14 protein-coding genes are annotated in these 16,028 nt (G+C 64.5%); 8 read left to right on the top strand and 6 right to left on the bottom strand.

All coding sequences use genetic code 11. From position 1 onward, the window contains the following. Nucleotides 1-9: 9 nt before the first annotated feature. Nucleotides 10-1,137, bottom strand: a complete 1,128-nt coding sequence (locus tag GQ651_RS04330; RefSeq protein WP_160762969.1) for an MFS transporter — start codon at nucleotides 1,135-1,137, stop codon at nucleotides 10-12. Nucleotides 1,138-1,266: 129 nt separating this feature from the next. Here GQ651_RS04330 and GQ651_RS04325 point away from each other — a divergent pair, with 129 nt between their 5' ends. Continuing rightward, nucleotides 1,267-1,536, top strand: a complete 270-nt coding sequence (locus GQ651_RS04325; RefSeq protein ID WP_160762968.1) for a YMGG-like glycine zipper-containing protein — start codon at nucleotides 1,267-1,269, stop codon at nucleotides 1,534-1,536. Between the two features lie 66 nt (nucleotides 1,537-1,602). On the opposite strand, the gene lpdA is transcribed toward GQ651_RS04325, so the two are convergent. Next, nucleotides 1,603-3,000: a dihydrolipoyl dehydrogenase gene (gene lpdA / locus GQ651_RS04320; RefSeq protein ID WP_160762967.1), complete on the bottom strand. Its 1,398-nt coding sequence runs from the start codon at nucleotides 2,998-3,000 to the stop codon at nucleotides 1,603-1,605. A 365-nt stretch (nucleotides 3,001-3,365) separates the two neighbouring features. Here lpdA and GQ651_RS04315 point away from each other — a divergent pair, with 365 nt between their 5' ends. The 3 genes from GQ651_RS04315 to GQ651_RS04305 are packed head-to-tail and all read left to right on the top strand — an operon-like array spanning nucleotide 3,366 to nucleotide 6,108. Next, nucleotides 3,366-4,955, top strand: a complete 1,590-nt coding sequence (locus tag GQ651_RS04315) for a TadE/TadG family type IV pilus assembly protein (protein WP_160762966.1) — start codon at nucleotides 3,366-3,368, stop codon at nucleotides 4,953-4,955. 11 nt (nucleotides 4,956-4,966) lie between these two features. Continuing rightward, nucleotides 4,967-5,500, top strand: a complete 534-nt coding sequence (locus GQ651_RS04310) for a TadE/TadG family type IV pilus assembly protein (protein WP_160762965.1) — start codon at nucleotides 4,967-4,969, stop codon at nucleotides 5,498-5,500. Nucleotides 5,501-5,508: 8 nt separating this feature from the next. Beyond that, a complete protein-coding gene (locus tag GQ651_RS04305) occupies nucleotides 5,509-6,108 on the top strand; it encodes a TadE/TadG family type IV pilus assembly protein (protein WP_160762964.1) in 600 nt (199 codons plus the stop codon). A gap of 3 nt (nucleotides 6,109-6,111) precedes the next feature. Here GQ651_RS04305 and GQ651_RS04300 read toward each other — a convergent pair whose 3' ends face one another. From GQ651_RS04300 to GQ651_RS04285, 4 genes are all read right to left on the bottom strand, one after another. After that, nucleotides 6,112-6,699, bottom strand: a complete 588-nt coding sequence (locus tag GQ651_RS04300) for a DUF924 family protein (RefSeq protein ID WP_160762963.1) — start codon at nucleotides 6,697-6,699, stop codon at nucleotides 6,112-6,114. Nucleotides 6,700-6,767: 68 nt separating this feature from the next. Then, complete coding sequence (locus GQ651_RS04295) at nucleotides 6,768-8,057, bottom strand: MFS transporter (protein WP_160762962.1); 1,290 nt, start codon at nucleotides 8,055-8,057, stop codon at nucleotides 6,768-6,770. A gap of 93 nt (nucleotides 8,058-8,150) precedes the next feature. Then, nucleotides 8,151-9,209, bottom strand: a complete 1,059-nt coding sequence (queA, locus tag GQ651_RS04290; RefSeq protein ID WP_160763940.1) for a tRNA preQ1(34) S-adenosylmethionine ribosyltransferase-isomerase QueA — start codon at nucleotides 9,207-9,209, stop codon at nucleotides 8,151-8,153. 5 nt (nucleotides 9,210-9,214) lie between these two features. After that, nucleotides 9,215-12,526 (bottom strand): AsmA-like C-terminal region-containing protein, encoded by a 3,312-nt coding sequence (locus tag GQ651_RS04285; protein ID WP_160762961.1) that lies wholly within the window; start codon nucleotides 12,524-12,526, stop codon nucleotides 9,215-9,217. Nucleotides 12,527-12,621: 95 nt separating this feature from the next. Between GQ651_RS04285 and GQ651_RS04280 the strand changes: the two genes are divergently transcribed. The 4 genes from GQ651_RS04280 to GQ651_RS04265 all read left to right on the top strand — a co-directional run bounded on the left by GQ651_RS04280 (nucleotide 12,622) and on the right by GQ651_RS04265 (nucleotide 15,984). Then, nucleotides 12,622-13,083, top strand: coding sequence for a peroxiredoxin (locus tag GQ651_RS04280; RefSeq protein WP_160762960.1), 462 nt, complete (start codon nucleotides 12,622-12,624; stop codon nucleotides 13,081-13,083). A gap of 107 nt (nucleotides 13,084-13,190) precedes the next feature. Next, entirely contained in the window at nucleotides 13,191-14,003 is an 813-nt protein-coding gene (locus tag GQ651_RS04275) for a ferritin-like domain-containing protein (RefSeq protein WP_160762959.1), read from the top strand. Nucleotides 14,004-14,168: 165 nt separating this feature from the next. Continuing rightward, entirely contained in the window at nucleotides 14,169-15,491 is a 1,323-nt protein-coding gene (locus GQ651_RS04270; RefSeq protein ID WP_319637315.1) for a DUF5930 domain-containing protein, read from the top strand. After that, nucleotides 15,481-15,984 (top strand): bactofilin family protein, encoded by a 504-nt coding sequence (locus GQ651_RS04265; protein ID WP_160762958.1) that lies wholly within the window; start codon nucleotides 15,481-15,483, stop codon nucleotides 15,982-15,984. The genes GQ651_RS04270 and GQ651_RS04265 overlap by 11 nt, the downstream gene beginning before the upstream one ends. The last annotated feature ends 44 nt before the right edge of the window (nucleotides 15,985-16,028 follow it).

Here is a 16,028-nt window from a genome sequence, read left to right as displayed (position 1 = left end):
GACACTTCGTCACGCCGGTTCTGCGATCTTTCTGTGGATAAGCCAGAAGGCGAGCAGGCCGGAGAGCGAGATGCCGGCGTATACGGTTGCAATGCCGGGGTAGCCGAAGGTTGTGGCCCAGGCGACAAGCGGGACCGACGTGGCGGTACCGACATTGCCGAGCTGCGCGATGGCGCCATTGGCCAGCGCCTGATCGGCGGTTTTCTCGTTCAGTCCGGGGACCGCAGCGAGCGCCGCGCCGGGGACAAGACCGACCGCGCCGAACATCGCAAGGACCGTCACGGCGCGGGCCGTCTCGGGCAGGACGATCGCAAGCAGCATGCCGACAGAAGAAACAAGGAAGGCGGCGAGCAGAATGGTTCGTGGCGGCATGTAACGGGCAAGTATCCCCGCCCCGAAGGTCCCCACCAGCGCCACGAGCGGCAGGATCGGCCCGACCCAAGGGCCGAGCACTGAGGGGAGGAAGGTCAGCATGCCAAGGAAGACGATCGTATGCGTGAAAAAGGCCGCCGCAGGCGCGAAAAGGCGCGGGTTGCGATAGATTGCGATATGCCGCGCGAGGAAGCTTTGTCGCACGCTCGTCTCCCGCCCCGTTCGGGGCAGGATGGGCCAGAGGGCGGCGGCGAGAATCAGAAAGCCTGCCGCGTTGGCGTACAGGATGCCGGGGACCGAGCCGAAGACCGGAAAGACCAGAGCCGCCGTCGCGAAGCCCACACCGAAGAACGTACCCCAGAGGCCCATGGCCACGGGCACGTCCCGGCCGACCGCGCTTGCCGCCATCAGCGTCGGTGCGGCCACCACGATGACCAGATGCGCCGCGCCCTCGAAGACGCGGAGCGCCATCATCAGCGGATAGGGCGGCAGAGCGGCCTGCCCTGCCGTCAGCGCCGCCGCCGCCAGAAGTGCCACCAGAAGCGCGCGTCTCGGGCCGAAACGCGCGATGATCACGCCTGCCGTCGCGCCGAAAACGATCCCCGCGACGCTCACGCCGGACACCAGAAGCGCCGTCGGGCTGTCAGGATAGACCTGATCCAGCGCCGCGAGGCTCAGGGCGATCTTGGCGAACTGCCAGGCGGCCAGCAGCCCCGACAGGTAAAGCAGGACGATCAGGGCCCATTGTGTCTTGGTTTCGGTCATGTCGCCTCGTCCTCCGCCACCGTGCGGGCGTCAAGGGGAAACGGGCGAATATCCGCGCAGTCCGATCCGTGCCGGAACAATGCTGCGTTTCGGTCCGTTGACACATCAACGAACACAAGGAGACGACAGATGAAAAACTTTGCCCTTATCGCCATTCTCGCCGCTTCTACCGCCGGCTGCACCGGCATCAACGAGCGGAATTCGGACGAGGCGCTTGCCGGGGCCGTGGTCGGTGGCACAGCCGCCGCCATCGCTGGCGACGATCAGAACATCGAGCGGAACGCCGTTCTTGGTGCTGCCGCAGGTGCCGCCGCCGGCGCAGCCGTGGGCGACCAGACCTGCCGCTACCGGAACGCGCGCACGGGCGAAGTGTTCACGGCGCCTTGCGGCTCTTACTGATTTTCCTGCAATCGATACGAAAAAGGGCGCCTCTCGGGGCGCCCTTTCTTGTCTGAGGACCCTGCCTCAGATGTGGATCACGCGGTCATACGCGTCGAGCACGCTTTCGTGCATCATTTCGCTGAGCGTCGGATGCGGGAAGACGGTTTCCATCAGGTCCTCTTCCGTCGTCTCAAGCTGACGGCCAACGACATAGCCCTGAATCAGCTCGGTGACTTCTGCGCCCACCATATGCGCGCCCAGAAGCTCACCGGTCTTGGCGTCGAATACGGTCTTCACCATGCCTTCTGGTTCACCAAGCGCGATGGCTTTGCCGTTGCCGATGAAGGGGAAGCGGCCGACCTTGACCTCGTAGCCGAGCTCCTTTGCCTTCGCTTCGGAATAGCCGACCGACGCGACCTGCGGGTGGCAGTAGGTGCATCCGGCGATGCTCTCGGGCTTGACCGGGTGCACCTTGTTCTTGCCCGCGATCAATTCGGCCACCATCACGCCCTCGTGGCTGGCCTTGTGGGCGAGCCAGGGCGCACCGGCGATGTCGCCAATGGCATAGAGCCCCTCGACGCCAGTGCGGCAGTACTCGTCCGTGACGACATGGGTGCGGTCGATCTTGACCCCCAGCCCCTCAAGGCCCAGCCCCTCGACATTGCCGACGATACCGACGGCGGAGATGACAGTGTCGACCTCGACCTTCTCGATCTTGCCGCCGGTCTCGATCGACGCGATGACTTTGTCGGCCTTGCGGTCGAGTTCCTTGACAATCGCCTTCTGCATGATCTTCATGCCCTGCTTCTCGAAGCTCTTCTTGGCGAAGGCCGAGATCTCGGCGTCCTCGACGGGCAGGATACGGTCCATGACCTCGACTACCGTCGTTTCGGCGCCGAGCGTATTGTAGAAGCTGGCGAATTCGATGCCGATGGCGCCGGATCCGATCACGAGAAGCTTTTTCGGCATGTGCGGCGGCTGAAGCGCATGCTTGTAGGTCCAGACGCGCTTGCCGTCGGCTTCAAGGCCAGGCAGTTCGCGGGCCCGTGCGCCGGTGGCGAGGATGATGTTCTTGGCGGCGAGTTCTTCGGTGCCCTTGTCGGTCTTGACGCTGACCTTGCCCTTGCCGGGCAGTGTCGCCGCGCCCATGAAGACCTCGACCTTGTTCTTCTTCATCAGGTGGCCGACGCCACCATTGAGCTGCTTGGCCACGGCGCGTGACCGCTTCACGACCGCATCGAGATCGTACCCGATGCCTTCGGCCTTGAGCCCGAATTCCTTGGCACGGTGCATCAGGTGGAACACCTCGGACGAGCGCAGCATGGCCTTGGTCGGGATGCAGCCCCAGTTCAGGCAGATGCCGCCCATATGCTCGCGCTCGACGATGGCGACCTTGAGGCCCAACTGGCTTGCGCGGATCGCGGCCACATAGCCACCCGGCCCCGCACCGATCACGACGACATCGAAGGTTTTTGCGCTCATCTCTGGTTTCTCCTTGCTCGGAAAGCTTGGGCCACTGTTGCCACAAGCTTTACCCAGTGTCACGCCACCCTGCGATGACGAATCAGCGCAGGAACGGCGCAGTGCCGTGGCTTTGGCGCCCGCATCACCTTATGCGTGTATTTGCATGAGAGATTTGGACAAAGGATGCTATCCAGTCGGATTGTCGTCTATCCAATCGAGACTTAACCATCAACTTTTGGGAATTCTTCTCAAATCCACCATATTTCAATTCAAGAATGTTTTTCAGAAGAATTGAGCAAATCTTTTTGGATCAATTCTTCTCCGTCGGGTCCTTGTGTGTGTTGAGGACGTTCGCCGGTGTGTGGTCGTAAAGGGTGAACAGAGTGCGTAACTTCAGAGTGAAGGGACAGACCCTCGGGTCGCTCCTGTCCCAATTCCGCAGAGACGAAGCCGGATCGCTGATCATCTTCTCTCTCTATATCTTCATCATCATGCTTATGCTCGGCGGGACTGCTGTCGAACTCATGCGCTTCGAAGCGGAGCGCAAGCATCTTCAGAACACGATCGACAGCGCTGTGCTGGCCGCGTCGGATCTGAAGCAGACCGAAGACAGCGAGAAGATCGTCCGCAGCTTTTTCGAGAAGTCGGGGCGCGACCCGAACTCGGTTCTCGTCAATGTGGAGCCTGTGACGCTGAGCGACGGCACGCTGACCGCGCGCACGGTGACGGCGTCGGCGCCGCTGACGATGCCGACCCACATGATGCGCCTTGCCGGTGTTGAAACGCTTCGGACAGCAAGCGGCGGCCGCGCGAACGAGCAGGTCCAGAATGTCGAGATCTCGCTCGTGCTGGATATCTCGGGATCGATGCGGTGGGGCACGGGCAACACCGAAACCACGCCGAACCGGATCTCGGAACTGCGCCGCGCCGTCGAGACCTTTGTCAACGTGGTGCTTCAGATCGACTGCGACGTGGACGGGACGAACTGCACGCAATCGACCAACACCGCGTCTACAACGATCAACGTGATCCCCTATGCCGGCCACGTGAACCCGGGCCGTCCGCTTTTCGACGTCATGGGCGGCAATCGCTGGCACGAATGGTCGTCCTGCATCGAGGTCACCGACGCCGACTTCAACGACAGCGCTCTGCCCTCGCGGTCCAAGAACCAGCTTCCGCATTTCATGAAGTGGACGATCGCGCCCGCCTACATGAACTGGGGTTGGTGCCCCAAGGACAACGCCGGCATCCTGGTGGCCGAGAACGACGGCGAGGTGCTGAAGCAGTTCATCCGCGACATCCGCCTGCATGACGGGACCGCGACCCATGTCGGCATGAAATACGGCCTTGCGCTTCTCGATCCGTCCAGCCGCTCGGTCTTAGGCACGCTGGCCGCGAACGGCGACATCAAGAGCGACTATGCCCTTCGCCCCGCCAACTACGAGGATGACGTCGTCAAGTACATCGTCCTGATGACCGACGGTCAGACCACCGATCAGTTCCGCCCTGACGATTTCGCCTACACCGATGTCTACGGACCCGAGAACGCGGCACGGGCCAACGTGATGAGCACTTACGGCTCGACCACCGCCGGAGGCGTCGGTGTCGACCCGACCGAGGTTGAGAAGGGCTATCGGGCCAACACGCTCCTGCGCCTGAACGGCATCACCCATAACCGCAGCCGCAACCGTCAGAACCTGCAGGCGGCCTGTAACGAGGCGAAGAAGCCCGTGATGGGCATTCCGCCCGGCGGCGGCGGCATGACCGTCCTGAAAGAGGACCGCGTCACCGTCTTCACCGTTGCCTTCCTGGCCCCCGATGCCGCGCGGACCGACATGCGCACCTGTGCCAGCTCCGAGCATCACTTCTACGATGTGCGCTCGATCCCCGGCTCCGGCACCGAAGGTCTGGACGTCGCTACCGCCTTCGCGTCGATCGCGCGGACCATCAACCAACTGAGGCTGACCAACTGATGCTGCGCCGCATGTTCAAAAAGTTCCGCAAAGCCGAAGACGGTACCGCATCGATCGAGTTCGTCTTCCTCTTCCCGCTCTTCATCACGATCCTGTCGATGTCGATCGAGGTGGCGATCTACATGGCGCGGCATGTGATGCTGGATCGGGGCGTCGATATCGCGGTCAGGGAATTGCGCCTCGGCACGGACAACCCGCCCACCTTCGACGAATTCAAGACCAGCATATGCTCGAACGTGCTGATGGTGCCGAATTGCGAAGAGGTCGTGCAGGTCGAGCTGAAGCCGGTGTCGATGAGCACCTGGGAAGGTCTCGAGGGCCCCGCTAGGTGCCGTGACGTCGGCTCGAAGATCGATCCGTTCGACATGACCGAATATTCGGTCGGCGCGAATAACGAGCTGATGATGGTGCGGGTCTGCGGCCTGTTCCGTCCGATGATGCCGACGACCCATCTTGGCCTCGGCCTTCAGAAGGTGGGCGAGCGCTATGCGATGGTCGTCACCACCGCTTTCGTCAACGAGCCCGCGGCAGCGGCAGGAGCATGAGGTCGATGATGCGCATTTCTTCCGCGATCCGGCGTTTCCGGGCCTTTGAGGATGGTTCGCTTTCGGTCGAGACCGTCCTGATCTTTCCGCTTCTTGCCTGGGCCCTGTCGGCGATGCTGGTCTTCTGGGACGGCTTCAAGGTGAACAACAACGCCATCGCCGCGACTTATACCGTGGCGGATCTGGTGTCGCGGCAGACCAGCCCCATTACGGATGACTTCGTGAAGGGGGCCGACAAGCTCTATGCGAAGATCGTGCAGAACAACAACGACAACGAGCTGCGGCTGACCGTCGTGCAGATGTCCGAAAGCACCACGCCGGGTGGCGATCCGGAACCGCGGCTGGTCTGGTCGCACGGCACGAGCGGCCTGCCCGCCCGCGAAAAGATCGAGGACATCACCGCGATGGTTCCGCTGATGGCGGTCGGCACGTCGATGATCATGGTTGAGACGGCAAGCGACTGGACGCCGCCTTTTGACATCGACTTCGCCAGCATGACGTTCCGCAACGTCTTCTTCAGCAGCCCCCGTTACGTCCCGCAGGTCAAGTTCGACAACGGGGGCGACGATTCGATCGGGTTCGTCTACGACGATGGAGACGCGGCCTGACGCTCAGGCCGCCTCTGCCCTTTCTTTGACCGCGCGGATCGCGGCGCCGTAGCCGCCCTCTTCCAGGAATTCGGTCTCGCCTTCCTTCGAAGCGCGGCCAAGCGCCTCGTTCCGGTAGGGGAAGCGGCCGAAGCGCCGGATCACCTCGCGGTGCGCCTTGGCATGAAGCAGGTTGTCCGCTCCGGTTTCAGGCATCCGCGTCATGATCAGCCTGACCGCCCGGTCCTGATCGACAAGGCATTCGGAATGCATCAGCGGCAGGTAGAAGAATTGCCGTGCAGGCTCGTCGATCTTCATATCCCAGCCGCGCGAAATCGCCATCTTGGCCGCCGCCATCGAGATGCCGTCCGACGCGAAGCTCTTCGCCTCGCCGCGGAACATGTTGCGCGGGAACTGGTCGGTCAGGATGATATAGGCCAGCGTCCCCGAGGGGTATGTCAGCCAGAGCGAGAGTGCGCCGCCGCAAGCCCTCTCGTAGGTTTCGAGGAATTTCTCGCGGATCTCTTCATCGAGAGCCTCGCCTCCGGCGTACCAGCCTTCGGGTCCTATTTCGTCCAGCCAATAGGCCAGAATCTCGTCAGGGGTGGCCATTTTTTTACTACCCTTCGCCTGTTCTGCGTCCCCAGATGGGCGAATCGTTACAAGAACGTCATGTTCGATCAAGGTGTTACATCCGTTTTGGGGTCATTTGACTCATCAGTGTCGACATTTTCGGCATAGAATTCCTGTGCCGCTTCGATTGCGACCGCCGTGGATGTGGCCAGAACCGGCGCGTAAGCCACGGCGTCGTAGTCGTCTTCCTGCACGTATGGCGACGGGCGCTGCGTCATCCGCCAGCCGATATAGACCGCAAAAATCGCCATCAGCAGGCCCATGAAAACCCAGAAGCCGCCAGGCCCGAGAAGTCCCATCGCGTAGCCTGTGATGACGGGTCCGAGGATCGCGCCCACGCCGTTGACGAACATCAGGCCGCCCGAGGCGCTCGCCATATCCTCGACCGCGAGGAAGTCGTTGGTGTAGGCGATAAGCAAAGCATAGAGCGGGTTGGACACGCCCCCCATCAGGAAGCCAGCGACAAGAACCGCCTCGAACACGCCACTGCCCACGAAGCCGATGATCCCTGCCAGCGCGCCCAGTATCGCACCCGAAAGGATCAGGACGCGCCGGTCCATTCTGTCGCTGACCCAGCCCACGGGGAACTGAAAGAACAGGCCGCCCATGAAGATCGCCGAGATGAAGAGCGAGATCTCCGCAACCGAGAACCCCGCCACAGTGCCATAGACCGACGCCATACCGAATTGCGCCGAGAAGATGCCGCCCATGATGAACATGCCGACGATGCCGGTGGGCGAACTACGGTAGAGCTGGAGCAGGCTCATCGCCTTGGTGGTGTCGAACGTGGGCGTCTGCGTCGCGGTCAGCAGGATCGGCGCGAAGGACAGCGAAACGAGGACGGACGGAATAACGAACAGGATGAACCCGCCCGGATCGGCCACGTTCAAAAGCCCCTGTGCAATGATGATGCCCGACATCTGCGTGATCATGTAAAGCGACAGCGCCTTGCCCCGGTTCTCGTTCGTCGACGCGTTGTTGAGCCAGCTTTCGGCGGTCACGTAGACGCCCGAGAAGGAGAAGCCGAAGATCACGCGGAAGAAGACCCAGGCCCAGGGGTCGGTCACCGTCGGGTAGAGGATGAGCACCGCCGAGATGAACGACCCGAGCGCGGCGAAGACACGGACATGACCGACGCGCCGGATCATCTCGGGCGCCAGTTTCGAGCCGATCAGGAAACCCGCGAAATAGGCCGAGGTGATGATCGACAGCTCGCCGGTCGAGAATTCCTCGATATTCCCGCGAATACCGATGAGCGAGCCCTGCAGGCCGTTGCCCACCATGAGGAGCAGCATTCCCAGGAACAGCGCCCAGGCGTTTTTAAGAACGTCAAACATCGCTGGTTCCGCAGTCTTTCAAAGCCTCTGCCCGGGGTAAATGCTCGGTCGGGCGTCCGGACCGACAATTCGCGACTCGTTCCGGGTCGTTTTCTAGCCCTTTGGCAGAAGCAGCGACGCATCGCCATAGGAAAAGAACCGATAGTTTTCGACAATTGCATGGGCGTAGATATCGCGGATGCGCTCGGCCCCCATGAAGGCGGAGACCAGCATCATCAAAGTCGATTTCGGCAGGTGGAAATTGGTCATCAGTGCGTCGGATGCGCGGAACTGAAACCCGGGCGTGATGAAGATATCCGTGGCCCCTTCCCATGCGGCGACCTTACCATGATCGCGGGCCGCCGTCTCGATCAGGCGCATCGCGGTCGTGCCCACGGGGATGATCCGCCCGCCGGCGGCTTGGGTCGCGGCGATCTCGGCGGCGGCCTCTTCGGTGATGCGGCCCCGTTCGCTATGCATCTTGTGCTGGCTCACGTCGTCCACCTTGACCGGCAGGAAGGTCCCCGCCCCCACATGAAGCGTCACATGGCTGCGCGTGACGCCGCGCGCGTCGAGCGCCGCCATCAGCGCCTCGTCGAAATGAAGCGAGGCTGTGGGGGCCGCAACCGCGCCCGAGGCCCGCGCCCAGATCGTCTGATAGTCCTCCATGTCCTGCGCGTCGGCCTTGCGGCGGCCTTCGATATAAGGCGGAAGCGGCATGGCCCCCGCCTGCAGGAGCGCCGCGTCGAAGTCGTCGCCGGTCAGGTTGAAGGACAAGGTTGCCGCGCCCTCGATCCGTCCGGTGACGGTGGCAGAAAGGTCGGGCGAGAAGACGATGACCTCGCCATCGCGCACCTTTTTCAGGGGCTTCAGAAGCGCCAGCCAGTCGCCATCGGCACGCGGCTCCAGCAGAGTCGCCTCGATCCGGGCGACGGTCTCACCACCCTCCGGCCCCGTCCGATGACGCTCGCCCGACAGGCGCGCCGGGATCACCTTGGTATCGTTCAGAACGAGGCGGTCGCCGGGCCGCAGGAACTCGGGCAGCTGGATGGAACGGGAATCGGTGAGGCTGTCCGGCGTCGCCACCAGAAGGCGCGAGGACGAGCGCGGGCGTGCGGGCCTCGTGGCGATGAGCTCCTCGGGGAGCGCGAAGTCGAAGTCGGAAAGGCGCAATGCGGTCACTCGGTCGGCGGCGGGCGGCGGAAAATTTCGCGGAACATACCGGGCGTCAGGATCGACAGCGGATTGACGGCAATGGTCGGCCCATCCGTGGGTCCGCTCAGGCGGTAGTTGAAGCCGAAGAGCCCCTCGCCCCGCCGGGTCAGGAGCGACCCGAGACCGTTGATGAAATAAACCGGCGACACGACGCCCTGCATGTCCAGTTGCTTTGCGCCGGGGTCATAGACACCCTCGGCCGAGATGCCAATAGACGGCCCGACCGCGGCAAGCCGGTTCAGGGTGACCCTGTCCGGCGCGATGCGGAACGCACCATCGACCGTGTCGAAGCGGATGCCGCCACCGCCCAGCTGGTCGATAAGGCCGACGATGCTGATCGCGTCCAGAAGCCCCGCCAGCACGGGAGCATCCACCAGCCGCATTCCCTCGATCAGGAACTCGCCGTCATAGGTGCCGTCAGGCGCGCCGGGCACGGGGGTCAGGACCATATAGAACGATCCGCTTCGCGCGTTCGGCGTGAGACCGATATCGCGCAGGATGCTGCCGGCATCGGCCGCTTCGACCCGGATGCCGGTGCCGCCGAATGCAGGGACAAGCGTTCCGCGGACGGGCGTGCGGCCCGCGACCCGGGCCTCGAAATCGCCGTCAAGTCCGCCCAGGACCGGCGTGACCTGTCCGATGAACGGCGCGAGGGCGATGGCCTCCGAGACCACCACGGTATCGAGCGCCACGCTGACCGGCGCTCCGGGCTCGGGCGGGGCGGCGGCGCGTCGCGGACGGTCGGGCAAGGCGCGCAGGTCGAGCCGCCCGCCATCCAGCCGGACGCGCATGGCGCCGCCGGGCCCGTTTGGTGTCAGCCGCGCCGTGGCGTCGAGCCAGCCGCCGACCCTGAGTTGGTCCAACCGGATTTCGCTGACCGCCCCGTCCTGCCCGAAGGCGACATCGCCGCTAAGGGCGAGACCGGGAGCCGAGAGCTCCAACCGGTCGACATCCGGCACATCGCCAAGTGTTGCCTCCAGTTCCAGCCCGCCATCTGCGCCGGGCGGTTTCGACCAGTTGAGCGCCGGGATCGACAAGCCCACCCCGCGCAGGTCCGACGTGACCTCGACACGCGGCGCACCGTTGCCGAGCGCAAGGGCATAGTCCGCCTGCCCCCGGCCCGAGACGAACCCGTCCGGCAGGGCGATGCCGAGGGCTGACAAGGCGCGGGCGGTAATCTCGATCTGTCCCGTAGCGCGGGCGCCATCCGCGCGGTCTTCGCCAATAGGCAGCCGGAAAGCGGTCTGGATCGGCACGCCGTCCAACTCGCCCGGCCCGGTCACCGTCAACGCGTCGCGGTCGGCACGGAAGGTCAATCGCGGCGAGATCAGCGATCTGCCCTCGGCCAAGCTGTCGGAAGAGACGTCGCGCGCAAGGCCCGCCACCTCGAACCGTATGTCATCGGCCTTGATCCCGTCCTCGAGCGGCAGCGAGACGCGGGCGGTCACATCGGCGATCGCGCGGGCAAGGTCTGGCGTGCGCCCGGCCCTAGACATCAGCCGGAGCGGCGGCTTGTCGAGTATTCCGAGCGCGGTATCGAGCGGCCCCGCAGCAACAAGGGACAATTCGCCCTGAGCCGGTTTCGAGCGCACATCCGGCACGCGGAAGACCGAGCCCGCGCCATCCACGACACCGCCATCGTCGCCCACGACACGGCCCGCCTCGAGCGCGATCAGGAACTCGCGGTCGTGCAATTGCGCCCGACCCTGGGCCCCTTCAATCACTGGCATTTCGCGCAGGAACCGGATGCGGGCGTCCTCGTAGTCGAAGCTCAGCGAAATATCCGGTTTTTCGCCGGTCAGGAACCGAACTCCAGCCGAGACGTCGACCAGATCTCCTGCCAGCACGTTGCGTTCGAGCCAGCCGCGCGTCACCGGCGAAACGGTGGTGGGCCAGAAGTCGAGCACCCGTCCGCTGGCCAACCGGTCGGAATGGGCATCGATCGACACCCGCCACGAGGTGTCGCGGATATCGACGCGGCCGCGCGCCGTCGCTTCGGCGTCACCCACCAGTGCTACGAGCTGTGCAATGTCGATGCGGAACGGATCGAGGCCGAGCCGGAAGTCGGCGCGGACCTCGTCGATCGTGACAGGAGCCGGAAGGACCTCGTCCGCTCGGACACGGGCATCTCGGATGACGAACTGGGACAGGAACTCGGTCGGCCAGTCACCGCCTTCCGCCACGGCGTAGGTGTGGCCGCTGGCGGTGACCTCGATCATCTCGGACGACACGCCAACCTCGGCGAAGTCGAGCCGGGAGCGTTCGGGATCGTAGGCGAAATAGGCCCGCGCGCTGTCGAACCCGATCGGCCTGACGCCCACCACCGGTTCGAGCGCGCCCGCACCGAGGTCGAGCGTGCCGTCGAGCGCGGTAAGGCTGCCGGCGGCGTCGATGCTGGCGCGGACCGCGCCCGAGATCGGCGCGTCGAGCACACCCAGCCAGCCGAGGACGGGCGACTGAAGCGCAAGGTCCCGCGCCGGGATCGCGTCGAGCCGGACGCCGAGCGCCGTATCGCGTGTCTCGTCATCGAAAGTGAAGGATAGCTGCACACCGGCCAGATCGTCCGTCCCGTTGAACACGTCCGAGGCGACGGACACGCTGACGCCATCGGTACGCTCGCGGACGAAGGCACGGGCATTGGTCGCCTGCCAGAGCCGGCCCGAGCGAGCGTCTTCGAGCGCAATCACAACGCCCGTCGCCTCGACCTCGCCGATGGCGGCGAGCGGGCCCTCGTCAAGCGCACCGTCGATGGCGCCAAGGACGTCGGCGATGGACACCGTGCGCCCCGAAGCGGCGCCCGCGTCACCCTGGAACGCGAAACGGCCATCCGCGCCGCGGCGGATCGTGACCTGCGCCCCGTCGAGCACGACGCGGTCGGCGGCCACGCGCCCCTGCAGGAGAGCGCCGAGAGAGAGTTGCGCAGTCAGCGTGTTGAGAGCGGCGACGCGCCCGCCGCCCGCGTCCAGGACCGAGACGCCGCCGAAACGTATCACGGGCTGCGCGTTCGGACCGATGGCCAGCGACGCACGCCTCAGGTCGATCCGCCCCACCGGCAGCCTGTCGTTTACCGCCGCGACCAGCCGCGCCGTCGCCCAGTCGGGGACCGGCAATGCGCGTCCCGTCACGATCATGCCGGCAAGCAAAGTGAAGAGCGCGGCGAAGCCGAGCGTCCAGACCATGCGCCAGCCGTGCCGGGCGCGCGGGCTCTCCTGCTTGCGGGCGGGTCGGACCGGCGGGGCCGCGTCCTCTGGGTCTCTGGTTTCGTCTTGGGCCATCTTTTCGGCGGCGTGCTCTGCTTCGGGACTGTATTCTCGGACGAACCGCCCTAAAACCCAACTGGCAATTTCAACGCAAGCCCGGAGCCACGACGATGAGCCTTGAAGGACAAAGCGCCCCCGACTTCACCCTGCCCCGCGACGGCGGCGGCGAGATCACCCTCTCCGAGATGCGACCGGCGCCGGTGGTGCTGTATTTCTACCCCAAGGACGACACGTCGGGCTGCACCAAGGAGGCCATTGGCTTTACCGAGGCCAAGGCCGAGTTCGAGGCTGCGGGTGCCGTCGTTGTGGGCGTCTCGAAGGATACCGTCGCCAAGCACGACAAGTTCATCGCGAAACACGGGCTGGAAGTGATCCTGGCCTCGGACGAGGCGGGCGAGGTCTGCGAGGCCTATGGCGTCTGGGTCGAGAAACAGATGTACGGCAAGAGCTACATGGGGATCGAGCGCGCGACCTTCCTGATCGACGGGGCGGGCAAGGTCCGGCAGGAATGGCGCAAGGTTAAGGTGCCGGGCCATGTCGACGCGGTGCTTGAGGCGGTGAAGGCGCTCTGAGGCCGGTTTCGGCGCGCCCTTGCGGGCGCGCCGACCGACCGGGGGAGCGCTGCTCCCCCGGACCCCCTCGGAGTATTTCCGAACAGAAGAAACACGGGATGCGGCTGATGGCTGAGACGCTGGCGGAGATGGCGGTCGAGGTGCTGACCACGGCGGACGGACGCGAGAAGACGCGACTCTCGCGGGACCATGCCGCACGGTGGATGGCCGCGCGGGAGGCGGGAGACGCGCTGGAGATCGGGCGCGCCCTGCCGCCGTCGAGGCCTGCGCGCCCTGAGAGACCGGATCTGCTGGACCCGCGCGACGTTCCGCGCCGGAAGCCCGGATCGGAGGCCGGGCGCCTCGCACTTCTGCACGCGGTCGCACATATCGAGCTGAACGCGGTCGACCTGCACTGGGATGTGATCGCGCGGTTCATCGAGACGCCCATGCCGCTGGGGTTCTATGATGACTGGGTGAAGGCGGCTGATGAGGAATCAAAGCATTTCAACCTGATGTGCGATTGTCTTGAAGAGCTTGGCAGTCATTACGGCGCCTTGCCCGCCCATGCGGGAATGTGGCGGGCGGGAGAGGATACCGCGGACGATCTGATGGGGCGGCTTGCCGTCGTGCCCATGGTGCTCGAGGCGCGCGGCCTTGATGTCACACCCGGCATGATCGGGATTTTCCGCAAGGCGGGGTTGGAAAGCGCGGTCGCGGCACTGGAGACGATCTATGCCGAGGAAGTGGGTCACGTGGCCTATGGGTCGAAGTGGTTTCACTTTCTCTGCGGGCGTGAAAACCTCGATCCGAAGCCGGTGTTCCACGATCTCGTGCGGCGCTATTTCCACGGCGCCCTGAAGCCGCCCTTCAACGAGGAGAAGCGGGCCGAGGCCGGTCTGCCCCCCGATTTCTACTGGCCCCTGACCGAAACCACCTGATTTCTCGGCGGAAAACTGCCGAGATCGGCGGCGGGCGGCGTGCTTGCCGGGAAACCGGGGCAGTAAGGTTGCCATGATTTTCCCCAGACGTTAACACCTCACGAGGGAGTGAGCGGCCCCAAGACCGACGCTGCCGGACGGGACACAACAAGCGAGAGATCCATCGTGAGGCACAGGGTTCTGACGTCGGTGCGCGCCGCTTTCGAGCGCGCCTTTCCCGAGCAGCGGCTGTTTATGCGCTCCGATACCGAGACCCGCTTCATTCGTCTGTCCCCCATGACCCAGTTCGTCGGCCTGACCGGCAGTGCGCTTCTGGTGGGATGGACCATCGTCGCGTCCGCCATTCTGCTGATGCAGGGGCTTGGCGCAGGCGATCTCAAGGAACAGGCGCTGCGCGAGCAGGCGATCTATGAGGGCCGGCTGAACACGCTGGCCAGCGAGAGGGATGCCCGTGCGCAGGAGGCCGCGCTCGCGCAGGAGCGTTTCGCGGTGGCCCTGGCCGAAGTCTCGGCGATGCAGTCCCGGCTTCTGGCCTCGGAAGAACGCAAGCGGGAGCTCGAGATCGGCCTTGACGTGGTTCAGGCGACGCTCCGCGACGCGATGAATGCCCGCGACGAGGCCGAGGCACGGGCCGAGGACCTTGTGGCAAGACTGGCCGAGACCGAGGCGGCGCATGTCGAGGTTACGCAACTCGCCGAGCTGGAAGGTACGCTGGACATCGTGACCGAGACGCTTGGCACGCTGGCCGCCGAGCGCGACATGATGGCGGGCTATGCGACAGAGGCGGAACTGCGCCTGGAAGAAATGGCGATGAACGACCGGCTGGAGGAGGAGCGGAACGCGCGCATCTTCCAGCAGATCGAGGATGCCGTGACCAATTCGCTGAACCCGCTGGACGAAATGTTCTCGTCCGTGGGTCTGCCGACCGACTCGATCATCGACCAGTTGCGCCGGACCTATACCGGTCAGGGCGGCCCCCTGACGCCGATCCGGTTCACGACATCCGGCAATGGCGAGATCGACGCGACGACAGCCCGCGCGGGCGAGGTTCTGACCATGCTCGACGAACTGACGCTTTACCGGATCGCGGCCGAGAAGCTACCCTTCGGCTTTCCGGTTCGGGGATCCGTCCGGTCCACCTCTGGCTTCGGACCCCGCTGGGGCCGGATGCACGAGGGCCACGACTGGGCCGGTCCCAAGGGAACGCCGATCCATGCAACCGCCGACGGCGTCGTGGTTTTCGCAGGCCGGCAGAGCGGCTACGGCAATCTGATCAAGATCCGCCACGAGTTCGGATTCGAGACGCGCTATGCGCACCTGTCCAGAATCCGGGTCGAGGTGGGCCAAAGGGTATCGCGCGACGAGCGGATCGGTGATATGGGAAACACCGGACGCTCCACCGGTACACATCTCCACTATGAAGTGCTGGTTGGGGGCAAACCCGTTAACCCCATGAAATACATCAAGGCAGCGAGAGATGTTTTCTAAAAGCAAGATCAACGAGCCCGGCCCCAAGCCGGCCGGCGAAACCGAAACAGCGAAGGCGCCCGAAATGAACCAGACCAAACCGAGCAGCGATTTCACCCCCTCGGCTCCGAAGGCAAAGCCTCCGGCGTCGGTGCTGTCGGCAGACCTGACCATCACCGGCAACATCAAGACCACCGGTGACATCAACATCGAAGGCACGGTCGAGGGCGATATCCGCGCCCATCTTCTGACCGTCGGTGAAGGCGCCACGGTCAAGGGCGAATGTATTGCGGACGACGTCGTGGTGAACGGCCGCGTCGTGGGCAAGGTGCGGGGCCTGAAGGTCCGCCTGACGTCTACCGCCCGCGTTGAGGGCGACATCATCCACAAGACGATCGCGATCGAATCCGGCGCGCATTTCGAAGGCTCGGTTCAGCGTCAGGAAGATCCGCTCAACGGTGCGAACAACAAGATGTCCGCGCCGAAGCCGGCGGAGCCCGCCAAGGCGGACTGATCTTCGGTTACATGAATTGAAAAGGCGGCGCCCCCCACAGGCGC

It is taken from the genome of Kangsaoukella pontilimi, assembly GCF_009830125.1.
Lineage (GTDB): Bacteria > Pseudomonadota > Alphaproteobacteria > Rhodobacterales > Rhodobacteraceae > Kangsaoukella > Kangsaoukella pontilimi.
Note: the sequence above shows the minus strand (reverse complement) of the source record. Positions and strands in the feature narration are given on the sequence as shown.

What these genes read in the sequence shown, in the direction of transcription:
- GQ651_RS04305 (WP_160762964.1), top strand. Translation starts at nt 5,509, where the DNA reads ATGCGCATTTCTTCCGCGATCCGGCGTTTCCGGGCCTTTGAGGATGGT.
- GQ651_RS04265 (WP_160762958.1), top strand. Translation starts at nt 15,481, where the DNA reads ATGTTTTCTAAAAGCAAGATCAACGAGCCCGGCCCCAAGCCGGCCGGC.
- GQ651_RS04280 (WP_160762960.1), top strand. Translation starts at nt 12,622, where the DNA reads ATGAGCCTTGAAGGACAAAGCGCCCCCGACTTCACCCTGCCCCGCGAC.
- GQ651_RS04295 (WP_160762962.1), bottom strand. Translation starts at nt 8,057, where the DNA reads ATGTTTGACGTTCTTAAAAACGCCTGGGCGCTGTTCCTGGGAATGCTG.
- GQ651_RS04300 (WP_160762963.1), bottom strand. Translation starts at nt 6,699, where the DNA reads ATGGCCACCCCTGACGAGATTCTGGCCTATTGGCTGGACGAAATAGGA.
- GQ651_RS04310 (WP_160762965.1), top strand. Translation starts at nt 4,967, where the DNA reads ATGTTCAAAAAGTTCCGCAAAGCCGAAGACGGTACCGCATCGATCGAG.
- GQ651_RS04330 (WP_160762969.1), bottom strand. Translation starts at nt 1,137, where the DNA reads ATGACCGAAACCAAGACACAATGGGCCCTGATCGTCCTGCTTTACCTG.
- GQ651_RS04285 (WP_160762961.1), bottom strand. Translation starts at nt 12,526, where the DNA reads ATGGCCCAAGACGAAACCAGAGACCCAGAGGACGCGGCCCCGCCGGTC.
- lpdA (WP_160762967.1), bottom strand. Translation starts at nt 3,000, where the DNA reads ATGAGCGCAAAAACCTTCGATGTCGTCGTGATCGGTGCGGGGCCGGGT.
- GQ651_RS04275 (WP_160762959.1), top strand. Translation starts at nt 13,191, where the DNA reads ATGGCTGAGACGCTGGCGGAGATGGCGGTCGAGGTGCTGACCACGGCG.
- GQ651_RS04325 (WP_160762968.1), top strand. Translation starts at nt 1,267, where the DNA reads ATGAAAAACTTTGCCCTTATCGCCATTCTCGCCGCTTCTACCGCCGGC.